This is a genomic window from Aeromonas bestiarum, assembly GCF_028751155.1.
GTDB lineage: Bacteria > Pseudomonadota > Gammaproteobacteria > Enterobacterales > Aeromonadaceae > Aeromonas > Aeromonas bestiarum.
In genome coordinates, this window is the sequence record NZ_CP064746.1 from 4,427,556 (window position 1) to 4,450,592 (window position 23,037).

Below are 23,037 nucleotides of genomic sequence, written 5' to 3' on the forward strand. Positions count from 1 at the left end.
ACTCTTGAGGAAGTACTCATGAACAACCAATTTGCCGTCATCGGCCTGGGACTGTTTGGCAGCGCCCTGTGCGAAGAGCTGCAACGGCAGGATGCCGAGGTGCTGGCGATTGATATCGACGAGAGCAAGACTCGCCAGATCGCCACCCTGTGCAACCATGTCGTCGTCGCCGATGCGACCGATGAGTCCACAGTGGCCGAACTGGGGCTGGCCAATTTCGACATCGTCTTCGTCGCCATAGGTGACAACCTCGAGACCAGCATACTCACCACGCTCGTGCTGAAGGAGGCCGGGGTGAAGAAGGTGTGGGTCAAGGCACGCGACAAGTTCCACGCCAAGATCCTGCAAAAAGTCGGCGCAGACAAGGTGATCAACCCGGAGTGGGACATGGGTCGCCGGGTCGCCCAGAGCATGCTGGACAACCGGCTGTTCGACTATCTGGAGCTGGGTCACGACATGGTGCTGACCGAGTTCGTCATAGGTCTGCCGCAAAATGGCCGCACCCTGGCCGAGTTGCACCTGCTGCAACAGACCGAGCTGCAACTGCTGGCCATCAAGCGTGGCCAGGTGCTGCACAACGTGCTGACCGGCAAGATGGAGCTGCAACTGGGTGACATCCTGATCCTGGCGGGCAACAAGCATGCCATCGACCACTGGCTGGAAACCTTATGACACGCTGGCGTAGCAGCTACGCCTTCGCCCTGCACCGAGACGATGAGTCCCGCTGGAGCGAGGCCAAGCTGATCCTGGGCAGTTTCCTGATCATACTGCTGGTCGGCACCCTGTTCCTGGTGCAACCCTCCAGCCACAAGGGCGAGGTCACCTTCGTCAATGCCCTCTTCACTGCCACCTCGGCCATCAGCGTGACCGGCCTCGGGGTGGTGGATACCGGCACTGCCTTCACCCTGCAGGGGCAGATCTTCCTGCTGATGCTGATGGAAATTGGCGGCCTGGGCCAGATGACAATGACGCTGCTGCTGATCGCCATGTTCAGCAAACGGGTCGGCCTGCGCCAGCAGGTACTGGCCAAGGAGGCGCTGGGCCAGGAGGGCTCGGTCAACATCATCCAGTTGGTGAAGCGCATAGTGCTGTTCGCCTTCATCGCCCAGCTGATCGGCACCGCCCTCATGGCGATACGCTGGGTACCCGAGATGGGCTGGGGGCGCGGCCTCTATGTCAGCTTCTTCCACGCGGTATCGGCCTTCAACAACGCCGGTTTCTCGCTGTTTGCCAACAATCTCATGGACTACAGAGACGACCCCGTCATCAGCCTGACCATAGCCGCGCTGATCATCCTGGGGGGGATTGGCTTCACCGTCATCGTCGATCTGGTACGCAACCGCCGCTGGCGCAAGCTGAAGCTGCACAGCAAGCTGATGCTGATCATGACGCCGGCCCTGCTGCTGCTGGGTACCCTGATGTTCTGGTTGCTGGAGCACAACAACCCGGGCACCCTCGGCAAGGCCTCCTTCGGGGGTCAGTGGCTGGCGGCCTTCTTCCAGTCCACCAGTGCGCGGACCGCGGGTTTCAACTCCATCGACATAGGTCAGATGGTACCCGCCTCCCTGCTGTTCATGATGATGCTTATGTTTATCGGTGCCGGTGCCACCTCTACCGGTGGCGGCATCAAGGTGACCACCTTTGCGGTGGTGCTGCTGGCCACCAAGGCCTTCCTGACCAAACGCCCCCACGTCACCGCCTTTGGCCGCACCCTGTCGCCCCAGATAGTGACCCGATCGCTGGCCATCATCATAGTCAGCACCATGGTGCTGATGCTGGCCATGTTCCTGCTGATGATCACCGAGCAGCAATCCTTCGACAAGATCATGTTCGAGACCATATCTGCGTTTGCCACCGTGGGCCTCTCCACCGGCATCACCGCCGGCCTGAGCGAACCTGGCAAGCTCATTCTGGTGCTGGTGATGATCTGCGGCCGTCTCGGCCCGCTGACCCTGGCCTTCATGCTGGCGCGCCCGAGCGAAACCCGCATCAAGTACCCGGAAGAGGGTGTCTATACGGGCTGAGCCCGCATCCATAAAAAGAAGGGGCCATTATGGCCCCTTCTTTTTCTCGGCATTAACGCCCGGTGCAACGGCTCAGGCCACCTTGGCCTTGGCCGGCCGTTTGCCCGCACTCTTGCGAGCCGTGCCAGCCGTCCCCGCGCTGCTCTTGCGGCGGGTGAAGCGCTGCTTGCTGGCCCCAGGCGCTGCCTTGGGCAGGGCGCTGAAGCTGGCGCCTGAATCCTGCCTGGCCCCCTCGATCAAGCCGTTCAACTGCTCCGTCAGCGGCCCCATGAATTGCTGGTAGCTGGCGTGCCGTTCGGCGATCTGGCCCAGGCTCTGCTCCCACAGGGCCGTCATATCCGGTGTGGTGGCGGTGGCAGGCAATGCCAGGATCAGCGCCCGTCCGGTGGGAGTGCCCTTGATGCTCTTGCCCTGGCGCACCAGAAAACGGCGCTTGAACAGCAGGTCTATGATGCCGGCCCGGGTCGCCTCTGTGCCAAGGCCGTCGGTCTCGCGCAGTGTCTTGCGGATCTCGGGGTTCTGCACGTAGCGGGCTATGCCGGTCATGGCGGCCAGCAGGGTGGCATCGGTGAACGACTTGGGGGCCTGGGTCATCTTCTCCAGCAGCTCGCCCCGCTCGCACAGCAGCTGCTCCCCCTCTTTCAGGGCGGGCAGGGTACCGGCTTTCTCTTCGTCGTCATCTTCTTCCACCCCCAGCAGCGCCTTCCAGCCCGCCTTGAGGATCCGCCGCGCCTTGGCCTGGAACAGGCCGCCCGCGATGCGCAGCAGCACCTTGCTGTCGTTGTACTCGAATGGGGGATAGAACTGCAGCAGATATTGGCGCGCCACCAGAGCGTAGATGTTGGCCTCATCGGTGCTGAGGCTGGCCCCGTTGCCACGCTTCTCGGTGGGGATGATGGCGTGGTGGGCATCCACCTTGCTGTCGTTCCACGCCTTGCTGCGGATCTTGCCGTCCGCCTCGCTCACCGCCCTGGCCAGCGCCGGCGCGGTCGCGGCTATGGCCTCCCGCACCTGGGCGGCCCGGTTGAAGTGATCGCTCGGCAGGTGGCGACTGTCGGATCTCGGGTAGGTGATGAGCTTGTGGCGCTCGTAGAGCCCCTGACACACATCCAGCACCCGCTTGGCATCCATGCCAAAGCGTTTGGCGGCATCGATCTGCAGGCTGGAGAGGTTGTAGGGCAGCGGCGCCGCCTGTTTGCGGGCCTGCTCCTCGACCTCTTCCACCACGGCTGGTTGGCCATTGATGCGACTGACCACCTTCTCGGCCAGTGCCCGGTTGAGCACCCGCCCCTCCTCATCCTGCCAGGGCAGGCAGGCCTCGGAAGGCAGCCACTTGGCGCTGAAGCGCTCGTTACCTTCGGTCACCACATGGGCCAGCACCTCGTAGAAGGGCTTGGGCACGAAGGCCTCTATCTCCAGATCCCGCCGCACCACCAGCCCCAGCAGCGGGGTCTGCACCCGGCCGACCGACAGCAGCTCGCTGCAACCGCCCTTGCGGCCGAGCAGGGTGTAGGCCCGGGTCATGTTGATGCCATAGAGCCAGTCGGCGCGACTGCGGGCCAGCGCCGACACCGCCAGCGGCACGAACTCCTTGTTGTCCCTGAGCTTGTCGAGGGCACGGCGCACCGCCGGCGGGTTGAGATCGCTGATGAGACAGCGCTGTACGGGCCTGGTCTTGGGGTAGCCGAGAAAATCGATCACCTCGTCCACCAGCAGTTGCCCTTCCCTGTCCGGGTCACCGGCATTCACCACGCAGTCGGCCTGCTTGATCAGCCGCTTGATGACGGTGAGCTGGGTTTTGGTTTTGGGCTTGGCCACCAGTTGCCACTGGGTGGGGATGATGGGCAGTTGTTCCATGCGCCACTGCTTGAAGGCGGCGTCGTAGGCATCGGGCTCGGCCTGCTCCAGCAGGTGGCCGATGCACCAGGTCACCACATCCCCCTGCGCGGTTTCGATAAAACCGTCCCCCTTCTTGTGGGGCTTGGGCAACACATCGGCAATGGCGCGGCCCAGACTGGGCTTCTCGGCGATAAAGAGTCGCATGGCAAACATACCTGAATACTGTATATGCGAACAGTATATACCGAGCCTTTTGCAAAGCCCAAGCCCGGCCACCCGTGGATCCGGTGATCGCGAGCACGCTGTCGGTCAGCGCCGCGACTCGGGGTCAAGGATGCAACTACCCTTGAGGATGCTCATGCGAGCCAGATGATGAAACCTGGCCCGAACGAGTGCGAACAGGATGATAAAAGCACTGAAGTTAAATTAAATTCAATTAAATGATAAAATACAAAATAATAAATGCATTTAAAATAACAATACGAAATAAAAATCATGATAGAGGTCAATCCACTACCTCTCCCTAGCTACTACTATATTGGTAATATTTGATCGTAGGAAAACGCCGCCATGCTTGGAAAATTATTGAGAAAGACCTGGTTCTGGCTCCTGCTGCTCGGGGCCCTGCTGGGCGTCGCGGCATTGGGTGTCACAGTGACAGTAATGCATAAAACCAGTTCTACCGAGTTCTGCGTCTCCTGCCACTCCATGCAGACACCGCTGGCCGAGTATCAGGGCAGCGTCCACTTCCAGAACGTGAAGGGCATCCGGGCCGAGTGTGCAGACTGCCACATCCCCAATGAACCCAGCGCCTATCTGTGGACCAAAATCCGCGCCGTGAAGGATATCTATCACGAAGCGATCGGCACCCTGGACACCCCGGAGAAATACGAATCGCACAAGCTGCGCATGGCCCAGTCCGTCTGGGACGAGCTCAAGGCCAACGATTCTGCCACCTGCCGCAGCTGCCACAGCTACGCCGCCATGGACATTCTGGCCCAGCGCCCCAATGCCCGCGCCGAGCACCCGGTCGCCATCAAGGAAGGCCAGACCTGCATCGACTGCCACCGCGGTGTCGCCCACATCATGCCTGATATGAGCGAGCTGGCCGCCGCCGGCGCGAGCGAGCTGGCCCAGGCTGCCGCCCAGACCCCGGCCAACGTCACCACCCGTTACGCCATCGCCACGGCGCCGCTGTTCCTCGATGCCGCCGCCAAGACAGACGAAGGCACCCTGATGCCCTCCACCAGGGTGGAAGTGCTGGCCAACGAGAATGGCCGCGCCCAGGTGCAGATCGAAGGCTGGCAGCAGGACGGCGTGAGCGAAGTCTTCTACGCCGCCCCCGGCAAGCGGATCCTGAGCGTGCTGGTCGGCGATAACGCCAAGAAATCCCTGGTCACCGGCCAGAGCGAAACCGACAGCGCCACCAACCTTACCTGGCATCAGGTCAGCCTGACCGCCTGGGTGGATCAGAGCCAGCTCATCGGCGATCAGGGCAAGCTGTGGCAATACGCCTCTACCCTGATGTCCAACAACTGTACCGGCTGCCACGGCCTCACGGCGCTGGATCACTTCAATGCCAACCAGTGGATCGGCGTCATCAAGGGGATGGAATCCCGTACCTCCCTGACCCCGGAACAGGCTCGCATGTTGACCCAATACGTCCAGAAACATGCCAGTGACATGAGCGCGGCGCACTAAGGCTGGCACAGAGGAAATCGTCATGACTTTTTTTACCGATAAGAAAACCAATCTCTCCCGCCGCAACCTGCTCAAGGGGCTCGGCGCCTGCGCGGCCCTGCCGCTGCTGGCCGGCATCTTCCCGAAAAGTGCCCTGGCCAAGGCCATCAGCACGGCGCTTGAACAGTTCCCGACCCTGGTTCCCGCCCAGAAGGGCATACTGACCGGTGCTCACTGGGGCGCCTTCGAAGCCATAGTCGAAGAGGGCCGCATGGTGCGCGTCCAGCCGGTGGCCGATGATCCGGCGCCCAACGATCTCATCGACATGGCCCCGTTCCAGGTTCACGCCAAGAACCGTATCAAGTATCCCATGGTGCGCAAGAGCTGGCTGGAGCAGGGCCCGGGCGCCAGACCCGAGCTGCGCGGCGCCGACGAATGGGTGCGGGTGAGCTGGGACAAAGCCATCGAACTGGTGGCCGGCGAGATTGGCCGGGTGCAGAGCGACTTCGGCCCGCAGGCGATCCACGCCGGTTCCTACGGCTGGAAGAGCGTCGGCATGTTCCACAACAGTCGTACCCTGCTGCACCGCCTGATGAACCTGGCCGGTGGCTTCACCGGTTATGCCGGTGACTACTCCGCCGGTGCCGCCCAGGTGATCATGTCCCACGTGATGGGTTCCATCGAGGTGTATGAGCAGCAGACCGCCTGGCCCAACGTCATCGAGCACGCCGAACTGGTAGTGCTGTGGGGGGTCAACGCCCAGGTCACCCTGAAGAACAGCTGGAACATGCCGGATCACGAGGGTCAGGCCGGCTTCAAGGCGCTCAAGGAGAAGGGTACCCGCATCATCAGCATTGACCCCGTCTACAACGAGACTGCCAAGCTGGCCGGGGCCGAGTGGATTGCGCCGAACGCCTATACCGACGTGGCCATGATGCTGGGGGTGGCCCACACCCTCTATACCGAGCAGAAACACGATCAGGCCTTCCTCGACCGTTACACCAGCGGCTTCGACAAATTCCTCACCTACCTGCTGGGCAAGGAGGATGGCCAGCCGAAGAGCGCCGAGTGGGCGAGCACGGTCTGCGGCGTCGATGCCGCCGTGATCCGTCAGCTGGCCCTCGACATGGCGTCCAAGCGCACCATGATCATGGCGGGCTGGGGCATGCAGCGTCAGCATCACGGCGAGCAGCCCAACTGGATGCTGGTGACCCTGGCCGCCATGCTGGGCCAGATCGGCCTGCCCGGTGGCGGTTACGGCTTCAGCTACCACTACTCCTCCGGTGGCAGCCCCACCGCCAAGGGCGGCATACTGGCGGGTATCTCGGCCGGCAACGCCCCCAAGAACAGCCCGGCGCCGATCCCGGTGGCCCGCATCGCCGACTGTCTCGCCAATCCGGGCAAGACCATCGACTTCAACGGCCGTCAGCTCAGCTATCCGGACATCAAGCTGGTCTACGTGGCGGGTGGCAATCCCTTCCACCACCATCAGGACACCAACAACCTGCTCAAGGCCTGGCGCAAACCGCAAACCGTGATAGTGCACGAGCCCTACTGGACCGCCACCGCCAAGCACGCTGACATAGTGCTGCCGGCCACCACCAGCTACGAGCGCAACGATCTGGAGATGGGCGGCGATTACTCCCAGCGCTACGTCTTCCCCATGCACCAGTGCGTGCCGCCCCAGCACGAGTCACGCAACGACTTCGACATCTTCAGCGCCATCGCCGCCAAGCTGGGCCTGCTGGAGGCCTACACCGAAGGCAAGGACGAGATGCTGTGGCTCAAGCAGATGTATGACGGCATGGCCGCCCAGGCCCGTGGTGCCCGGGTGGCACTGCCGCCTTTCACCATGTTCTGGGAGTCCAACAACTACATCCGCTTCCCCATTCCGGAGGCGAACCGCCAGTGGATCCGTCACGCCGATTTTCGCGAGAACCCGCTGCTCAACCCGCTCGGCACCCCGTCCGGCAAGATCGAGATCTTCTCCAACACCATCGCCGGCATGGGCTATGCCGACTGCGCCGGCCATCCCAAGTGGTATGAGCCCAAGGAGTGGCTGAAGAGCGAGGCGGCCAGCCGTTATCCGCTGTCGCTCAACACCTCGCACCCGACCCAGCGCCTGCACTCCCAGCTGGACAACACGCCGCTGCGGGACAAGTTTGCCATCGCCGATCGGGAGGCCATCCTGATCCACCCGGATGATGCCAAGGCCCGTGGCATTCAGGATGGGGACCTGGTGCGTGCCTTCAACGATCGCGGCCAGATCCTAGTGGGCGCCCTGGTGTCGAAAGACATACGTCCTGGCGTGGTGCGCATCTGTGAAGGGGCCTGGTTCGACCCGGCCAAGCCGGGTGAAGCGGGGGCCATCTGCAAGAACGGCAACGTCAACTGCCTGACCTTCGACGAGGGCACCTCCAGCCTGGCGCAGGGCAACTGCGGCCACATGGCCCAGCTGCAGATCGAGAAATACAGGGGCCCGGCACTGGCCAATACCGCCCACGCGGTCCCGGCCAACGGCTGAGTTCACACTCGACCAACAAAAACGGCGCCATCAGGCGCCGTTTTTTATTGCTGTCAATTTGCTGGGGCAGTGGTGACTCGGAAGCCCCCTTACTGCATGTACTCTTGTGCACACGCAACCCGCTCTGCAGCCAGAGCACGGACAAGGTGACTCAGAAGTCCCCTTCCTGCATGTACTCTTCCGCACATTCGACCAGCTGGGGCCAGAGCTCTTCCGGCACCCAGGCATCCGGGTCATCTTCGTCGCCGTCGTACTGGGTCCAGAAATAGCGGCGCAGGCCGGCGGCGAAGTCATCGCTGACCTCGGCCAGCTCGGAGAGCGGCCCCAGCCAGGCGATGCGACGCAGGCCGGAGGCGAGATCGTTGAGCGCATCCACCAGACCGCGATCGTCTCTGATCTGCTCCACCAGCAGGGTGAAGCGCTCGCGGGCGCTCGCGATTTCGTCTTCGTCCAGCTCACCCACATCGGCCAGCAGATCGATGAAATCTTCCAGCAGGAATGCGATCAGGCTATCTCTGTCCTCGAACCACTGGAGCTGAGCCCCCTTGATCCCCAGTACAGAGGAATCGAACGAGTCATCAAGATGACATAGTGCCCATGGATCGTCTGTCATTGCTACCCTTCCTCAGGCTTGAACAAGTGTCTTATCTTATGCTTGGCCCGCTCCCCGTGCCACCTTGGGCGGTGGCGGGGCGCGGGCCACCCCAATTCCATTGCCTCATGACAAGGCTTGATAATACCTGGCTCTCTACCCAGGCCACCTTGAGCGGAGACGGGGAACGGGCCACCCCAATTCCATTGCCCCATAACGGGCGTGATCCCTAGCTATCCACCCTTGCCACCTTGGGCAGTGACAGAGACGCCGCCAGGCCACCCAATTCCGCCCGGCCCATGATGAGATTGCCTCTATAGGCCTCGGCCAGATCGGAGACTATGTTGAGGCCGAGCCCGGAGCCCGGCACCTTCTCATCGAGCCGCACCCCGCGCAGCACCGCCTTGGCGATCTGATCCTCGCTCATGCCGGGGCCGTCATCCTCGATGCGCAATGTGATCCAGCCCCCCAGCTCGGCGCTGGAGATGCGCAGCTGGCCGGCCGACCACTTGAAGGCGTTCTCCAGCAGGTTGCCCACCATCTCGTCGAAGTCCTGCTCCTCCACCCCGACCGCCAGATTGGCCGGCACCTGCAGATCCACCTCCCTGCCCGGATAGAGCCGGGAGAAGGCGCGGCAGATGTACTCCACCCGCGCCCGCACCGGGGTCGACACCCCGAGGATCTTGGCGGCGCCCGTCACCCGGGCCTTGCCGAGGTGATAGTCGATGTGGCGCTGGATCTGGTCGAGCTGCTCGCCGATGGCGGCCTGATCCTCGGGTGACAACTGGGCCACCTGATTGCGCATTATGCTGAGCGGCGTCTTGAGGGCATGGGCCAGGTTGCCGGTGTGGGAGCGGGCCCGTTGCAGCAGTTCACCGTAGTGGTGGAGCAGGCGGTTGATGTCCTCCACCAGCGGCTGGATCTCCAGCGGGTAACGCAGCCGAAATCCCTCCTGATGCCCCTGATGCACCCGCCCCAGCTCGCGGCGCAGCAGATGCAGCGGGCGCAGACCATAGACGATCTGGAACATGAAGCCCAGCACCAGGCCGGTGGCGGCAAAACCGAGGCCGAGGAACAGGCTGATCCGGGTCTTCTTCAGGGTCTGGGTCAGGGCACTGCTGTCCTTGGCCATCACCAGGGTAAACACCTTGTCAGAGCCCGGCAGCAGCACGGCACGGGTCATGATCAGCAGGGGCTCCTTGTTGGGCCCCTTGCCGACGAACAGATCCGGGTCGCCAAACGCCGACTTCAGGCCGTGCACGTCGAGGTGCACATCCCACAGGGAGCGGGAGCGGCTGACCACGGCATCCCCCAGCTCCAGCTGCCAGTAGTAGCCGGAGTAAGGTTGACGGAAACGGGGATCGGCCATGGGCTCGGTGACTATGGGCAGACCGTCCGGCTGGATCTCGAGCCGGGAGAGCAGATCATAGAGCTGCAGGCGCAGGCCGTCGGCCTCCGCCTCCTGCCAGTAGTTGCGCATCATGGTCTGCAGGCTGAAACCTGTGGCGAACAGGAAGAGGCCGCACCAGACCAGGGCTATGACCACCAGTCGCCCCCGCAGGGTCCGTACCAGCCTCATTCAGCGTACCCTTGCCGCAGTTGCATCAACGCCCGATTCATTCGTTGATCCGGTATCCGAGGCCACGCACAGTCTCAATCAGATCGGCGTGGGTCTTCTTGCGGATCCGGCCGATGAACACCTCGACGGTATTGGAGTCGCGGTCAAAATCCTGGGCATAGATGTGGTCGATCAGCTCGCTGCGCGACACCACCTTGCCCCTGTGCTGCATCAGGTAACCCAGCACCCGGAACTCGTGGGCGGTGAGCTTGATGGGGGTGCCTTCGTACCAGACCTGGGAGGCCGCCATGTCGAGCCGCACTCCGCCTATCTCCAGGATCGAGCTGGCATTGCCCGCCGCCCGCCGCACCAGCGCCTGCACCCGCGCCACCAATTCGGCCACCTGGAACGGCTTGGTGAGGTAGTCGTCGGCACCGGCATTGAGCCCTTCAATCTTCTCGTGCAGCTGGCCGCGGGCGGTCAGCACCAGCACTGGGGTATCTATCCCCTTGCTGCGCCACTCTTTCAGCACGCTCAGGCCATCGCGACCCGGCAGGCCGAGATCCAGGATGATGGCGTCATAGGGCTCGGTCTCGCCGAGAAAGCCGGCCTCGTTGCCATCATGACAAAGGTCGGTCACGAAACCGGACAGACGCAGCTGTTCCGCCAGCTGGCCCGCCAGTGTCTTCTCATCTTCAACTATCAGAATGCGCATAAATGGGTATCCAAAGCAGGGTTACACTTGCGTCAGCGGAGAGGGGGTCTGGCAGCCATGCCTGCCCGAGCGCCCAACCGGGTCACTCTTCTTCCGGTGGAGGGCGAGGCTCGAACAGCCGCTCCAGATGATGGCCCTTGAGCCACACCATCTCCAGGTTGTCGGCGCGATAGCCCACCTTGATGACGCTGTTCTCGCTGTCGATGAGCTTGAGCTCATACAACCAGATGCCGTCCTCTTCCCCCAGATCGACGCGCAGCACGCGCACCGGCAGGCGAGAGGCCACCTCCATCACCTCATGAAAGGGCCTGATCCGACCCTCGCTGACAGCTTGTTGCAGCAAGGCCTCGTTCGGCGTGGTTGCCTGCGCCATCACGGGCAGCAGCAACCCAAGCAGAGACAGGGCTCTATTCATGGATGATTCATCTCCAAAAACCTAACATAATGCCGTTTATAGTCTGCCAGCCATGAATCCGGAATGAATATGATCCCAAGCAGTATCCTGCTGATCCTTTGCCTCTTTTCCACCTTCGGCTGGGCGGCCCAGACGCGTCTCGACATGCCGGCGCTGGTCAAGCTGCTGTTGGCCCAAGGGTACCACGACATTCGGGAAGTGGAGCTGGAAGGGGATAAATTCGAGGTAGAAACCCTGGATGCCCAGGAGCAGCGAGTGCAGTTGCTGGTCGATGCCTACACGGGGGAGATCACCAAAAAAGAGGCCGACTAGGCCTCTTTTGCTATGTGCGCTGCGCGCGCCGGATGAGCGCGCGACGAGTCACGCCTCTTTCAGTTTTTGTGGCTGACGCTGGCGCCAGGGGCGCAGCAGCTTGTCCCGCCGTGGCCACAGCAGGGCACAGGCCAGCAGCAAATAGATGAGCGGCTCCTGCCAGCCACTCTTCACCGACCACCAGTAGTGTACAGGCACCAGCAGGGCCACCGCATAGATCCAGTTGTGCAGCTTCTGCCAGGCCGGCCCCATGATCCGCAGCAGGGCCGGGATCGAGGTGATGCTCAGCGCCACCAGCAGCAAGAGCGCCAGCGCCCCCACCAGTATGTAGCTGCGCTTCACCAGCTCGCCGCCAATCAGGCCCCAGTCGAACTGCAGATCCAGCCCCAGCCAGACCATAAAGTGCAACCCGGCCCAGGCCGCGCACCAGAGCCCGAGGGGACGGCGCAGCTTGATAAGCTGACCCTGGCGCCAGCGTTTGGCCAGCGGTGACACCAGCAGGGTGAGCAGCAGCAGATGCAGCGCCCCCTTGCCGAGATAGTGGGTCAGCCCCTGTACCGGGTCCCCTCCCAGCAGGCCGCCGGGCACGGCCACCAGCAGCCAGAGCAGAAACCCCAGCGAGGCCAGGTGTACCAGCAGGCGCAAGCCGTTGATATGGGCTGTTTTCAGTCTCGGCGTCATATCGCAGTTCCCGTTATGTTTTTCCCACCCCTCATCCCCAACCCTTCTCCCGCAAGGGGAGAAGGGGGCAAGACACCGTTCGGGCAGAGCGTCAGTTTCAATACCATTTGCGCAGATCCATCCCCTGATAGAGCGAGGCCACCTCGTCGGCATAGCCGTTGAACATCAGGGTCGGCTGACGCTTGGCGCCGAAGATGCCCCCCTCGCCGATGAAGCGCTCGCTGGCCTGGCTCCAGCGCGGGTGATCCACCTGTGGATTGACGTTGGCGTAGAAGCCATATTCGTTCGATGCCAGCAGATTCCAGGTGGTGGGCGGCATCTCCTCCACCAGCCGGATGGAAACTATGCTCTTGATGCTCTTGAAGCCGTACTTCCAGGGCACCACCAACCGGATCGGTGCCCCGTTCTGGGCGGGCAGCGTCTTGCCGTAGAGGCCCATCGCCAGGAAGGAGAGCGGATTCATCGCCTCGTCGATGCGCAGCCCCTCCACGTAGGGATAATCGATGCCGCCACCGAGGGAGCGGGAGGCCTGTCCCGGCAGTTGCTCGGGGTCATACAGGGTCTCGAAGGCCACGAACTTGGCGCGACTGTTGGGCTCGGCACGGCGAATGAGGTCCGCCAGCGAGATGCCGCTCCAGGGCAGCACCATGGACCAGGCCTCCACGCAGCGCAGCCGGTAGATGCGCTCTTCGAGCGTGCTCTTGTTGATGAGATCCCACACGTCCAGCGTAAACGGCTTGGCCACCTCCCCCTCGACCTTGAGGGTCCAGGGCTCGGGTTTGAGGTAATGGGCATTGCGGGCCGGGTCCCCCTTGTCGGTGCCCAGCTCATAGAAGTTGTTGTGGGTGGTGGCCTTCTCCTCCGGGGTGATGATCACGCCCTCGGGCCGGGCAGCGGCATGGATGTTGAGCGGCCTGGTCGCGGCGGCAGGGGTCGGCTTGTCGGCGGAGAAGAGATCGAGCACGCCCGCCTGAGTGGGAAACGCCAGGGTCGCGGCCCCCAGCCCGAGCCCCTTCAGGATGAGGCGGCGATCCTGATAGACGGCTTCCGGGGTGACATCCTGCTCGGTGGGGTGATGGAAAGAGCGGCGCTTGATCAACATGAAAAACTCCCGGGGCTATGAGGGTGATAACCATAAGACCCGCCCCGGCCGAGTTTTATTTCACACAAATTTACATGAGTTGGTGCAGGGGCAGGGCCTTGGCCATGGTTCCGACCAGGAACAGCACTACGAACACCAGCAGAGGAACGATCACATTTGGCACCATCAGACTCACTCCATGAGCAGGACAGGGCCTCTAACTATGGTGCAGGGCCAAAGACGCCACCAATGAATTTTTTTCGCGAGCGCAAGCGTATTCCTGAGTTGAAATGAGTGATGAAGATCACACACAATTCCGCCCCTGCTTGCCGCCCCCCCTGCGAGGGGTAGGCTCCCCCTTTTTCCAGATGTCACTACTTTGAAGAGTCACACCATGAGCCCATTGATCGCCATCGCCATCACGACCGGGATCCTCTCCGCCATCTGGGGCTGGGTTGCCGTCGCCCTCGGCCTCATCTCCTGGGTCGGCTTCCTCGGCTGTACCAGCTACTTCGCCTCCAGCGGTGGCTACAAGGCGCTGCTGCAAACCATGTTGTGCAATGTGAGCGGCATGCTGTGGGCCCTGCTGCTGATCCACGGGGATGCCTGGTGGGGAGCCGGTGTGGCGGGTTACATGATGACGGGGGTGGTCGCGACCCTGATGTGCGTGCAGGCCAAGCAGCAGTGGCTCGGCTACATTCCCGGCACCTTCGCCGGTTGCTGCGCCACCTTCGGGGCGGCGGGAGAGTGGCGATTGATACTGCCTTCCCTGGTGATAGGCGCGCTGTTCGGTTACCTGATGAAGGCGAGCGGCCTCTGGCTCTCCCAGAAAACCCAGAAAGCCCAGGCCACGGCTGGCGTCACCGACCCGGCCTGATCCTGCCGACCTGGCCGATTCGGTCTGAAACAAGAGGGGCGGTCCGTCATCGACGGGCCGCCCCTCTGTCATTTATCCCTTCGACTTGAAGTTTGCCGCTTCTATACCGTGCCGATTCAACAGCTTGTAGAAATCGGTGCGGTTTCTGCCCGCCATGTTGGCCGCCAGGGTCACGTTGCCCTCTGTGGTACGCAGCAGCCGGATCAGATACTCCTTCTCGAACTCGGCCCGCGCCTCGTTGAACGAGGGGATGCCGCCGCTGCCGCCGCTCAGGGCGGACTCCACCATGGCGGCGCCGATCACCGGGCTGCAGCAGAGGCTGGCCAGCTGTTCCACCACGCTGTAGAGCTGGCGCACGTTGCCGGGCCAGCCCGCCGCGGCCAGCAGGGCCAGTGCCTCCGGCGAGAAGCCGAGGGCGGCGCAGTCGCCGTGACGGCTGCGATATTCGTCCAGCGCCTGTCTGGCCAGCAGCGGAATGTCTTCGCTGCGGGCACTGAGGGGCGGCAAGGTGATGTTGGCCACGTTGAGGCGGTAGAAGAGATCCTCCCGAAAGCGCCCCTCCTCCATCGCCGCCACCAGATCCTGATGGCTGGAGCTGATGACCCGCACCTCGGGGATGCCCTGACCGTACTCCTGCAGCACCTGCAGCAGCTTGGCCTGCAATGACTCCGACAGATCCCCTATCTCGTCGAGAAACAGGGTTGCCCCCTTGGCCTGCTCGAACAGGCCGGACTGACCATCCTCGCCGAACAGTTGCAGATCCAGCGCGGCCCACGGCAAGGCGGCGCAGTTGATGGCGTGCAGCGGCTTGTCACGGCGACTGCTGGCCTGATGCAGCGCCTGTGTCATCACCCCTTTGCCGGAACCGGAAGGACCCATGATCAGCACGGGCACTTCCATGCCGGCTATGCTGTTGGCCTGGATCAGCAACTGCTCCATCTGCGGGTTGCGGGTCAGGATCAGCGATTGCCAATCCTGCCGCTGCTTTGGGCGAGTCAGGCTCAGCGCATGTTCTATGGTGGCAAACAGCTCATCCTTGTCGATGGGCTTGGTGAGAAAGCTGAATACCCCGGAACGGGTGGCCTGAATGGCATCGGGTATGGTGCCGTGGGCTGTCATGATAATGACCGGCAGCCCCAGCCACTGGGACTGGATGCGCTCGAACAGCGCCAATCCATCCATGCCGGTCATGCGCAGATCGCTCAGCACCAGATCGGCCCGCTGCTGGCGCAGTCTGTCCAGCGCCCCTTCGGCACTGTCGGCGGTATCCACCTCGTAGCCCTGGCTGCGCAGGCGCATGCTCATCAGTTTGAGCAGGCTGACATCGTCGTCGACCAGCAGGATGCGACTCATTTCAGCGCCTCGCCATTGCCGTTCAGCTTGCGCTGATTGAGCTGTTCATCGATGGCGGAGAGCTGTTCGATCTGGCGGCGCAGACGCTGCACCTCCTGACTCTGATCGTCACGCCGGCTGTCGCGGGCCAGCAGCTCCTCGCCGAGGGCAATCCAGCTGCGCAGGAAGGCCTGGGCATCCAGCCCCAGCTCGGGCAGCAGGCTCTTGAGTTTGTCCAGTCCGGCCCGGCGATTTGCCACCGACTCGGACGGATGGGTATTGACCATGGCCAGGCTGACCCGGCTCTCGATGTCGCTCGCCCCCTTGAGGCGCTGACGTTCCTGCACCCGCTGCTGGGCATGACTGGCCAGCAGCCAGTCCGAGTACTGCAGGCGCACCTGCATCTCCTTGTTGGCAAACTCCATCCGCTTGGCGAGGGCGATATCCGACGACGCCGCCGGTTCACCCGCGGGCAACAGGGAGCAGCCTGTGAGCAGACCCATCATCAATACCGGAACAACACATTGTTTCATCTTAGGCTTCACTTCAACGTCAACCGGAAACAGACATCCGCCTGTTCATCTTCAACCAATACCAACTCGCCGCCCAGGCTCATCGCCGACTCGCGAGCGATGGAGAGCCCCATGCCGGAGCCCTTCAACAAACCTTGCCGCACTATGCTGCCCTGCTCGAACGGCTCGAAGATCCGTTCCCGCTCGGCCACCGGAATGGAGGGCCCTTCGTTGGCCACCTCCAGCCAGCAGCCATCGGCATCCTGCCCGGCGCGGATCCAGATCTGGCCGCCCATGGCGCCATAACTGACCGCGTTGGAAAACAGATTATCGAGGATCAGCCGCAAGCGATACGGCTCGGCCTGCAGCATGATCGGATCGGTCGGCAAGTGTACACTGATTTGTTTGGATTCCAGCGCCAGCCGGTACTCTGCAGACAATTCTGACAACAGGGGCGCCAGCGCCACCGGGGTCAGGCTGAACACCTCCTGCTGGCTGAGGCGGTTGAAATCGAGCAGGCGCTCAATCAGGGTCTGCAACCGGCGGCTGTTCTCCTCCAGCATCTGGCAGATCTCCTGCTGATCCGGGGTCAAGGGCCCTACAAGCTGCTCTGAGAGCAGATCCGCCCCCTCCCGCAGCACCGCCAGCGGGGTCTTCAATTCATGGGAAACGTGGCGCAGGAACTGGTATTTCTGCTGCTCCAGCTCCTTCAATTTGTCGTGCAGCCAGCCGATCCGCTCCCCCAGCAACACCAGCTCAGCCGGCCCGTCCACCGGGCGCTTGTCCGGTTCCACCCCGGCACCCAGGCTCAAGATCCGCGACTCAATCTGACGTACCGGGTGGATGATCAGATAGGTAAACAGCAATACCAGCAGCAGGCTGAGTACAGCCACGAAACCGCTGACCCACCAGATCTCCGTCATCAGGTCGGCTATGGTGGCCCGCACCCGGCTGACATGCTCGTCTACCTGGCTGCGAGTGATGACCTCAAGCTGCTGATTAACATGGTTAAATTCATCAAACTTCGGACTGGTCGACTCGGCCTTGGCGCGGGCCAGATCCTGCAGGCTGTCGAGCCAGGTCAGTGCCTGCTCGAGACCCGTGTAGGCCTCGGCATCCGGGATCGAACTCTGATGGGCGGCGAGCAGGCCGCGATAGCTCGCCAGCTGCTGCTGATAGCTGGCCAGGATGCGATCATCCCCCAGCACGGCATAACGACGAAGAGTACGTTCCAGATCAATGGCTTGGGTAGTGAGCAGCGTAGCCCGCCGGGTATCGCGCACCGCCCTTTCCAGCTCGTCGCTGGTCAACTGGCTGAGGTGTTCGAGAGCCTGGCTGTCGTGCCAGATCATGCCGCCCAGCGGCATCAATACCAGGACGAAGCCCATCAATACCACTTGCAACAGGGAGCGTGGACGTACCTTGGTCATCTTGGGCTGTCTCGATTCATCATGGGTGGGCCAGCATATCCGCACTCCCCCAAAAAGCAAAACCGGCCAGGAGGCCGGTTCATACTGCAAAATGAGGGATGGGGTTCACGCCAGACCGACGGATGCCACACAGATAATCAGGATCATCGCCAACGCGCCAGACGCGGTCAACAGTGCCCACTTCAGTTCCACACTCATGCAAACCTCCTTTCTTGCCAACATAGAGCCTGATCACAACAGACAATTTGATGTTAATGCATAGTTAATCCGATTACCGTGAGCCGTGTATACATTTCAGATGAGCCCTACTCAAGGACCGATGAAGATGTTCTATCTGTGCAGCATTGGATCGAATCTGGATCCCCACCAGCATGTCAGCCAGGCGGTCGGCGAACTGCTCGAGCGTTTCGGTCGCCTGCAACTGAGCTCGGTGATCCAGACCAAACCGGTGGGGATGCACTCCCGCCACGACTTCCTCAACTGCCTGTTCGTCACAGAAAGCACGCTGACGCCCCTGCAGCTGAAAACCGTCTTCATCGCCATGGAGCTGGCCCACGGCCGGGATCGCGGCGATCCGAACTGCAAGGTGCTCGACCGGCCGCTGGACATCGACATTCTGGCCAGCAACCCGACCGATGACTTCGCCGCTACCCGGGTCGATGCCTACCTCAACGAGCTGCTGGCCGAGCTGTATGGGCAGGGGGAGGTGCGCGATCGCAAGGTCACCTTGCCACTGCACACCCGGCTGATGGCGGGCAAGGTGATCGAGGAGCAGCAGGTCGGCCTCACCCCCCTGGCCCTGCATCAGGCGGCAGAGGCCTCTGTCGCCAGAAGCTGAGCGCCGCTCCGGGTCAGGGCTCAGATGACGGCCAGGCTGCGGCCGCCATCGACCCGGATGCTGGCACCCGTCATGTAGTCGTTCTCCATCAGCAACTGCACCGCCTGCCAGATGGGCTCCAGCCCCCCTTCCCGCGCCAGCGGCGTTTTCGCCAGCACCTGCTGGCGCCACGCGTCGCCATGTTCGTCGAGAAACAGGATGGGGCCAGGCTCTATGGTGTTGACCCGGATGGCGGGTGCCAGTTCGCGGGCAAAGCTCATGGCAAGGGAGTGAGCCCCCGCCTTGGTGGCCACATAGCTGGCAAACTGGGGGGCCGGGGCGTGAATATAGATATCCGTGATGTGGATGATGCCGGCATTGGCGTTGCACGCCAGCTGGGGCGCCAGCGCCCGGTTGAGCTGGAAGGGTGCCGCCATGTGCACCCGATAAAACTGCTCGAACTGGGCCAGTTGCACCGCCGGATCCGCCGCCTGGGGCTCGAAGGCCGAGGCGTTGTGGATCACCAGCCCCAGATCCTGATGGGCGGCCAGCGCCTCGATCAGCCTGCCGACCTCCTCTTCACGAGCAAAATCAGCCTGCACCAGCTCGACCCCGAGCGCCGCCAGTCTGGCCAGCTCGGGCCGCTCGCTGCGATAACTGCCCGTCACCTGCCAGCCGGCCGCCACCAGCTGCTCGCACAGATAGAAGCCGAGCCGGCGGCCACACCCCGTCACCAATGCACGCATAACCTCTCCTTTTGTCATTGCTTGCCGGCCCGTGGCAGGGCCCTGCCTATCAATCTCCACGGCACAAGCCATTGGCCCCGTCCGCCGCCCGGCGGCCATAGTGACACCACTTTACCCCTTTTGGAGCCACCCAGATGCTGCAGATCCGCGATCACATGAGCCGCCTGACCCACTCCCTCACCCCGCAACTCGGCCTGGCCGAGGCGCTGGACAGATTGCACCACTCAGGCCTGAGCGGCCTGCCGGTGCTGGACGAGCAGCAGCGGCTGATCGGTTTTCTCTCCGAGCAGGACTGCCTTCCCAGCCTGCTCACCGGCAGCTATCACTGCGACACCCGCACCCGGGTGGAAGATCTGATGAGCCGCACGCCGCTCTCGGTCGCCCCGGACGACAGCATACTGGAGCTGGCGCGCCAGATGAGCGAGGCCAGACCCAAGATCTACCCGGTGCTGCAAGGGGGCAAGGTGATCGGCATCATCAGCCGCCATCAGGTGATGCAGGCCCTCAACCGCCAGATGAAGGGCTGTCAGCAGACCTAGCTCTGGTAGTGCCTCTTGTCACCTATGTCGAAGTGCAAGGGGGCAAGGTGATCGGCATCATCAGCCGCCATCAGGTGATGCAGGCCCTCAACCACCAGATGAAGGGCTGTCAGCAGACCTAGCTCTGATAGCGCCCCTTGTCACCTATGTCGAAGTGCAGGGGCATGCGCCACTTGGCCAGACTGAGCAGGCAGAGCAACAGGCCGCACGCCAGGGCAACCAGGGCGGCGGCCCAGCCGAGCCGGGCCCACTCCAGCCCCCATAACAGCGGCAGCAACAGGGGCACCGCCTTGATGCCAGGAATGGCGAAACAAAACTGCTCCTTGAACGCCAGGCCGGAAAGCGTGGCCAGCACAGCCCCCAGCACCAGCACGTCCGGCGCCCCGCAGGCACTCAGCATCAGGCCGCCCCAGGCCGTCGCCTGCAGGATGAAGCGAATACGCTTGTCATAGATATGCAGACAGAGCCCGCACACCCCGCTCGCCACCGCCATGGCCGCCAGCCAGATCGCAGGCGGTAAAAAATCCTGCCCAATCAGCAGGCTGGCCCCTCGACACACAAGCAATAAAGCTGCCAGACTCAGGCCAAGGCGATAGAGGCAGACCGACAAGCTGTCGATACCGTCCAGTTCACTTTCGATTTCAGGATTTGCCATCCGGGGTCGTCTCTGTTGAATATCCGGGCCAATATACTTGAATTATACCCGTGGGCGATTCCCTATTCAGTGCAGGAGATGTGGTTTGCGAAGGTTCATTCTGCTCTGCCTGCTGCTTCCCCTCTGGCTCCAGGCCAAAGAACTGATCATAGGTGGCACGCTGGAGCCGCCGCTGAAATTTCTGGACGACCAGGCCCGCCCCTGCGGGCTGGATGTGGACGTGGTCACCGCCATCTTCGGCAAGCTCAAGGTCCCCATCAGGATCGAGCTGACCGACTCGGGCGCCCGCCTCACCCGCAATGCCGAAACCGGCGCGTATGACCTGGTGATGACCCACTCCTACAAGCCGGAGCGAGAGCGCTATCTGCTCTACCCGCAGCAGGCCCACCTGCGCCACAGCTGGCACTTCTTCGTGCGCAAGGCCGACATGATGAAGATCCGCTACGACACCCTGAGCGATCTCAAACCCTGGCGCATCGGCGTCACCAAAGACTTCTCCTACACCCCTGAGCTGACGGCGGCCCTGACCGATCCGGCCTATCACTTCCAGGAGATCCCCATCAACCAGCTGCAACTGCGCAAGCTGATCGCCGGACGCATAGATGCCGTGCCCATGCCGCTGGTCACCGCCTTCGCCCAGATCAAGGAGGAAGGGCTGGAGGGCAAGCTCGACTACCTGCCCAAGCCGCTCAAGGCCAGCCCCTACTACACCGTCTGGACCAAGGCCAGGGCCGATGCCGGCACCCCGGCCCTGATGGCGGCCTATGATGCCGAGCTGTTGCACATGAAGCGCGACGGCAGGCTCAAGGCCATCTACGACAAGTACGGCATCCCCTATATCGAACCCTGATCCCGGCGATCAGGGCTTCACATCACGCAAGATCGGGTTCCGCATGTGAAATGGATCTCCCGCATCCCTCCCCACGCAACAAGCCTCAGGGCTTCACGTCTCGCAAGATCGGATTCTGCAGTGAAATCAGGGTTTCGCATGTGAAATGGATCTCGCGCATCCCCCACGCAACAGACCTCAGGGCTTAACATCTCGCAAGATCGGATTCTGCAGTGAAATCAGGGTTTCAGTGGACTGGATCTCGTCTATGGTCTGAATCTTGTGGATCAGCACAGTCTGCAGCTCGTCGATGGAGCGGGTCATCACCTTCATGAAGATGCTGTAGTGGCCCGTGGTGTAATAGGCCTCCACCACCTCGTCCAGCGCCTGCAGCTTGGCCAGCGCCGAGGGGTAATCTTTCGCACTTTTAAGATTAATGCCGATAAAGCAGCAGACGTCATAACCCAGCTTCTTGGCATTCACCTGCACCCGCGTCCCCTCGATGATCCCCGCCTGCTTCATCTTCTCCACCCGCACATGGATGGTGCCCGGGCTGACCGCCAGTTGTTTGGCCAACTCGGCGTAAGGGATCCGCGCATTGTCCATCAGGGCGGTGAGGATGGCCTGATCGAGATTATCGATCCGATAATTTTCCGGCACTTTTTTGAACTCCCGTTGACGATACCTCATTAATAATGGGTTTATTTTGAAGAAAAAAACACACAAAGCCTATTTCTATTATCGAATATTGAATTTACTTGGCAATCTGTTGAAGAATCGTCACATCCAACGGATTTGAGACAGGTATTCAGCATGAAACAGCACTACATTCGCAGCCAGCAACAGATCAGCTTCGTCAAAGAGATGTTCTCCCGCCAACTCGCCCAGCAACTGGGCCTGATGGAGGTGCAAGCCCCCATTCTGAGCCGGGTCGGTGATGGCACTCAAGACAACCTCTCTGGCCACGAGAATGCGGTGCAGGTCAAGGTGAAGACCCTGCCTGAACACAGCTACGAGGTGGTGCACTCCCTGGCCAAGTGGAAGCGCCAGACGCTCGGCCGCTTCGGTTTCGGCCCGGGCGAAGGCATCTACACCCACATGAAGGCGCTGCGTCCGGACGAGGATCGTCTCACCCCCATCCACTCCGTCTACGTGGATCAGTGGGACTGGGAGAAGGTGATGCCGAGCGAGCGCCGCGATCTGGCCTATCTGCAGGAGACGGTGCGCGGCATCTGGGCCGCCATCAAGGCCACCGAGCGCGCCGTCTGTGCCGAACACGCGCTGACCCCCTTCCTGCCAGGCGAGATCCAGTTCCTGCACAGCGAAGAGCTGCTGACCCGTTACCCGGATCTCGACGCCAAGGGGCGCGAACGCGCCATCGCCAAGGAGCTGGGTGCCGTCTTCCTCATCGGCATAGGCGGAGCCCTCTCCCACGGCGAGCGCCACGATGTGCGTGCCCCTGACTATGACGACTGGAGCAGTCACAGCGAGCTGGGGCTGGCCGGCCTGAACGGTGACATCCTGGTGTGGAACCCTGTGCTGGAAGACAGTTTCGAGATCTCCTCCATGGGGATCCGGGTAGACGCCGAGGCCCTGCGCCGCCAGCTCGCCATCACGGGCGATGAAGATCGCCTGCAATACGACTGGCACCAGGATCTGCTGGCCGCGCGCATGCCGCAAACCATAGGCGGCGGCATAGGCCAATCCCGTCTGGCCATGTTGTTGCTGCAAAAGGAACACATAGGTCAGGTGCAGGTCGGCGTCTGGCCGGCGGAGATGAAAACCGCCATCCCGGGCATGCTGTAAGCAATTCAATGGGCCTGACCTGCGAGCTGCGGCGCGCGGGTCAGGCCTGACAGGTGTGTGGCCGCCCGGGATG

Annotated in this window: 24 protein-coding genes; 10 read left to right on the forward strand and 14 right to left on the reverse strand. The window is 62.3% G+C overall.

Translation table 11 applies throughout. From position 1 onward, the window contains the following. The first annotated feature begins 18 nt into the window (after positions 1-18). Both IU367_RS20545 and IU367_RS20550 read left to right on the forward strand, forming a co-directional pair. Positions 19-672: a potassium channel family protein gene (locus IU367_RS20545; RefSeq protein ID WP_043554131.1), complete on the forward strand. Its 654-nt coding sequence runs from the start codon at positions 19-21 to the stop codon at positions 670-672. Then, entirely contained in the window at positions 669-2,024 is a 1,356-nt protein-coding gene (locus IU367_RS20550) for a TrkH family potassium uptake protein (RefSeq protein WP_103472257.1), read from the forward strand. Before IU367_RS20545 ends, IU367_RS20550 begins: the two co-directional genes overlap by 4 nt. Before the next feature lie 72 nt (positions 2,025-2,096). Here the strand turns inward: IU367_RS20550 and IU367_RS20555 are convergent, their stop codons facing one another. Continuing rightward, complete coding sequence (locus tag IU367_RS20555) at positions 2,097-4,067, reverse strand: DNA topoisomerase III (RefSeq protein WP_274452952.1); 1,971 nt, start codon at positions 4,065-4,067, stop codon at positions 2,097-2,099. A 366-nt stretch (positions 4,068-4,433) separates the two neighbouring features. On the opposite strand from IU367_RS20555, the gene IU367_RS20560 reads away from it, so the two are divergent. Both IU367_RS20560 and torA read left to right on the forward strand, forming a co-directional pair. Further along, positions 4,434-5,564, forward strand: coding sequence for a NapC/NirT family cytochrome c (locus tag IU367_RS20560; RefSeq protein WP_241326217.1), 1,131 nt, complete (start codon positions 4,434-4,436; stop codon positions 5,562-5,564). A 22-nt stretch (positions 5,565-5,586) separates the two neighbouring features. After that, positions 5,587-8,067 (forward strand): trimethylamine-N-oxide reductase TorA, encoded by a 2,481-nt coding sequence (torA, locus tag IU367_RS20565; RefSeq protein ID WP_274452953.1) that lies wholly within the window; start codon positions 5,587-5,589, stop codon positions 8,065-8,067. Between the two features lie 151 nt (positions 8,068-8,218). Here the strand turns inward: torA and IU367_RS20570 are convergent, their stop codons facing one another. The 4 genes from IU367_RS20570 to IU367_RS20585 all read right to left on the reverse strand — a co-directional run bounded on the left by IU367_RS20570 (position 8,219) and on the right by IU367_RS20585 (position 11,347). Next, on the reverse strand, positions 8,219-8,680 hold the full coding sequence (locus IU367_RS20570) for a hypothetical protein (RefSeq protein WP_043142646.1): 462 nt from the start codon (positions 8,678-8,680) through the stop codon (positions 8,219-8,221). Between the two features lie 208 nt (positions 8,681-8,888). After that, the gene (locus IU367_RS20575) at positions 8,889-10,238 is read right to left on the reverse strand and encodes a sensor histidine kinase (RefSeq protein ID WP_043142649.1); all 1,350 of its coding nucleotides are present in this window, start codon (positions 10,236-10,238) and stop codon (positions 8,889-8,891) included. 37 nt (positions 10,239-10,275) lie between these two features. Beyond that, positions 10,276-10,932, reverse strand: a complete 657-nt coding sequence (locus IU367_RS20580; RefSeq protein ID WP_005318517.1) for an AHA_4052 family stress response regulator transcription factor — start codon at positions 10,930-10,932, stop codon at positions 10,276-10,278. Between the two features lie 82 nt (positions 10,933-11,014). After that, positions 11,015-11,347 (reverse strand): PepSY domain-containing protein, encoded by a 333-nt coding sequence (locus tag IU367_RS20585; protein ID WP_043142650.1) that lies wholly within the window; start codon positions 11,345-11,347, stop codon positions 11,015-11,017. Between the two features lie 63 nt (positions 11,348-11,410). Here IU367_RS20585 and IU367_RS20590 point away from each other — a divergent pair, with 63 nt between their 5' ends. Then, a complete protein-coding gene (locus tag IU367_RS20590; RefSeq protein WP_274452954.1) occupies positions 11,411-11,659 on the forward strand; it encodes a PepSY domain-containing protein in 249 nt (82 codons plus the stop codon). A gap of 48 nt (positions 11,660-11,707) precedes the next feature. Here the strand turns inward: IU367_RS20590 and IU367_RS20595 are convergent, their stop codons facing one another. Together IU367_RS20595 and msrP are read right to left on the reverse strand one after the other, a co-directional pair. Continuing rightward, positions 11,708-12,340 carry a protein-methionine-sulfoxide reductase heme-binding subunit MsrQ gene (locus IU367_RS20595; protein WP_241279291.1) on the reverse strand — a complete coding sequence of 211 codons (633 nt, stop codon included), beginning with the start codon at positions 12,338-12,340 and terminating at the stop codon, positions 11,708-11,710. 97 nt (positions 12,341-12,437) lie between these two features. Beyond that, the gene (gene msrP / locus IU367_RS20600; protein ID WP_274452955.1) at positions 12,438-13,442 is read right to left on the reverse strand and encodes a protein-methionine-sulfoxide reductase catalytic subunit MsrP; all 1,005 of its coding nucleotides are present in this window, start codon (positions 13,440-13,442) and stop codon (positions 12,438-12,440) included. A 373-nt stretch (positions 13,443-13,815) separates the two neighbouring features. Between msrP and IU367_RS20605 the strand changes: the two genes are divergently transcribed. Next, on the forward strand, positions 13,816-14,298 hold the full coding sequence (locus tag IU367_RS20605) for a DUF1097 domain-containing protein (protein ID WP_043554141.1): 483 nt from the start codon (positions 13,816-13,818) through the stop codon (positions 14,296-14,298). Positions 14,299-14,370: 72 nt separating this feature from the next. On the opposite strand, the gene IU367_RS20610 is transcribed toward IU367_RS20605, so the two are convergent. From IU367_RS20610 to cydH, 4 genes are all read right to left on the reverse strand, one after another. Beyond that, positions 14,371-15,651 (reverse strand): sigma 54-interacting transcriptional regulator, encoded by a 1,281-nt coding sequence (locus IU367_RS20610; RefSeq protein ID WP_042870179.1) that lies wholly within the window; start codon positions 15,649-15,651, stop codon positions 14,371-14,373. Next, positions 15,648-16,163, reverse strand: coding sequence for a hypothetical protein (locus IU367_RS20615; protein ID WP_274452957.1), 516 nt, complete (start codon positions 16,161-16,163; stop codon positions 15,648-15,650). Before IU367_RS20615 ends, IU367_RS20610 begins: the two co-directional genes overlap by 4 nt. An 8-nt stretch (positions 16,164-16,171) precedes the next feature. Then, positions 16,172-17,572: a sensor histidine kinase gene (locus IU367_RS20620; protein WP_274452958.1), complete on the reverse strand. Its 1,401-nt coding sequence runs from the start codon at positions 17,570-17,572 to the stop codon at positions 16,172-16,174. 105 nt (positions 17,573-17,677) lie between these two features. Continuing rightward, complete coding sequence (gene cydH, locus IU367_RS20625; RefSeq protein WP_017409791.1) at positions 17,678-17,770, reverse strand: cytochrome bd-I oxidase subunit CydH; 93 nt, start codon at positions 17,768-17,770, stop codon at positions 17,678-17,680. A 127-nt stretch (positions 17,771-17,897) separates the two neighbouring features. Here cydH and IU367_RS20630 point away from each other — a divergent pair, with 127 nt between their 5' ends. Then, the gene (locus IU367_RS20630) at positions 17,898-18,410 is read left to right on the forward strand and encodes a 2-amino-4-hydroxy-6-hydroxymethyldihydropteridine diphosphokinase (protein ID WP_122974401.1); all 513 of its coding nucleotides are present in this window, start codon (positions 17,898-17,900) and stop codon (positions 18,408-18,410) included. A 20-nt stretch (positions 18,411-18,430) separates the two neighbouring features. On the opposite strand, the gene IU367_RS20635 is transcribed toward IU367_RS20630, so the two are convergent. After that, on the reverse strand, positions 18,431-19,135 hold the full coding sequence (locus IU367_RS20635; RefSeq protein ID WP_274452959.1) for an SDR family oxidoreductase: 705 nt from the start codon (positions 19,133-19,135) through the stop codon (positions 18,431-18,433). 134 nt (positions 19,136-19,269) lie between these two features. Here IU367_RS20635 and IU367_RS20640 point away from each other — a divergent pair, with 134 nt between their 5' ends. After that, entirely contained in the window at positions 19,270-19,674 is a 405-nt protein-coding gene (locus IU367_RS20640; protein WP_274452960.1) for a CBS domain-containing protein, read from the forward strand. Between the two features lie 118 nt (positions 19,675-19,792). On the opposite strand, the gene IU367_RS20645 is transcribed toward IU367_RS20640, so the two are convergent. Then, complete coding sequence (locus IU367_RS20645; RefSeq protein ID WP_103472265.1) at positions 19,793-20,329, reverse strand: DUF2301 domain-containing membrane protein; 537 nt, start codon at positions 20,327-20,329, stop codon at positions 19,793-19,795. Positions 20,330-20,414: 85 nt separating this feature from the next. On the opposite strand from IU367_RS20645, the gene IU367_RS20650 reads away from it, so the two are divergent. Further along, on the forward strand, positions 20,415-21,179 hold the full coding sequence (locus IU367_RS20650) for a substrate-binding periplasmic protein (RefSeq protein WP_103472266.1): 765 nt from the start codon (positions 20,415-20,417) through the stop codon (positions 21,177-21,179). Positions 21,180-21,356: 177 nt separating this feature from the next. On the opposite strand, the gene asnC is transcribed toward IU367_RS20650, so the two are convergent. Next, the gene (asnC, locus tag IU367_RS20655) at positions 21,357-21,818 is read right to left on the reverse strand and encodes a transcriptional regulator AsnC (protein ID WP_042870194.1); all 462 of its coding nucleotides are present in this window, start codon (positions 21,816-21,818) and stop codon (positions 21,357-21,359) included. Positions 21,819-21,971: 153 nt separating this feature from the next. Here asnC and asnA point away from each other — a divergent pair, with 153 nt between their 5' ends. Then, entirely contained in the window at positions 21,972-22,964 is a 993-nt protein-coding gene (gene asnA / locus IU367_RS20660; protein ID WP_172955252.1) for an aspartate--ammonia ligase, read from the forward strand. Positions 22,965-23,037 lie beyond the last annotated feature (73 nt).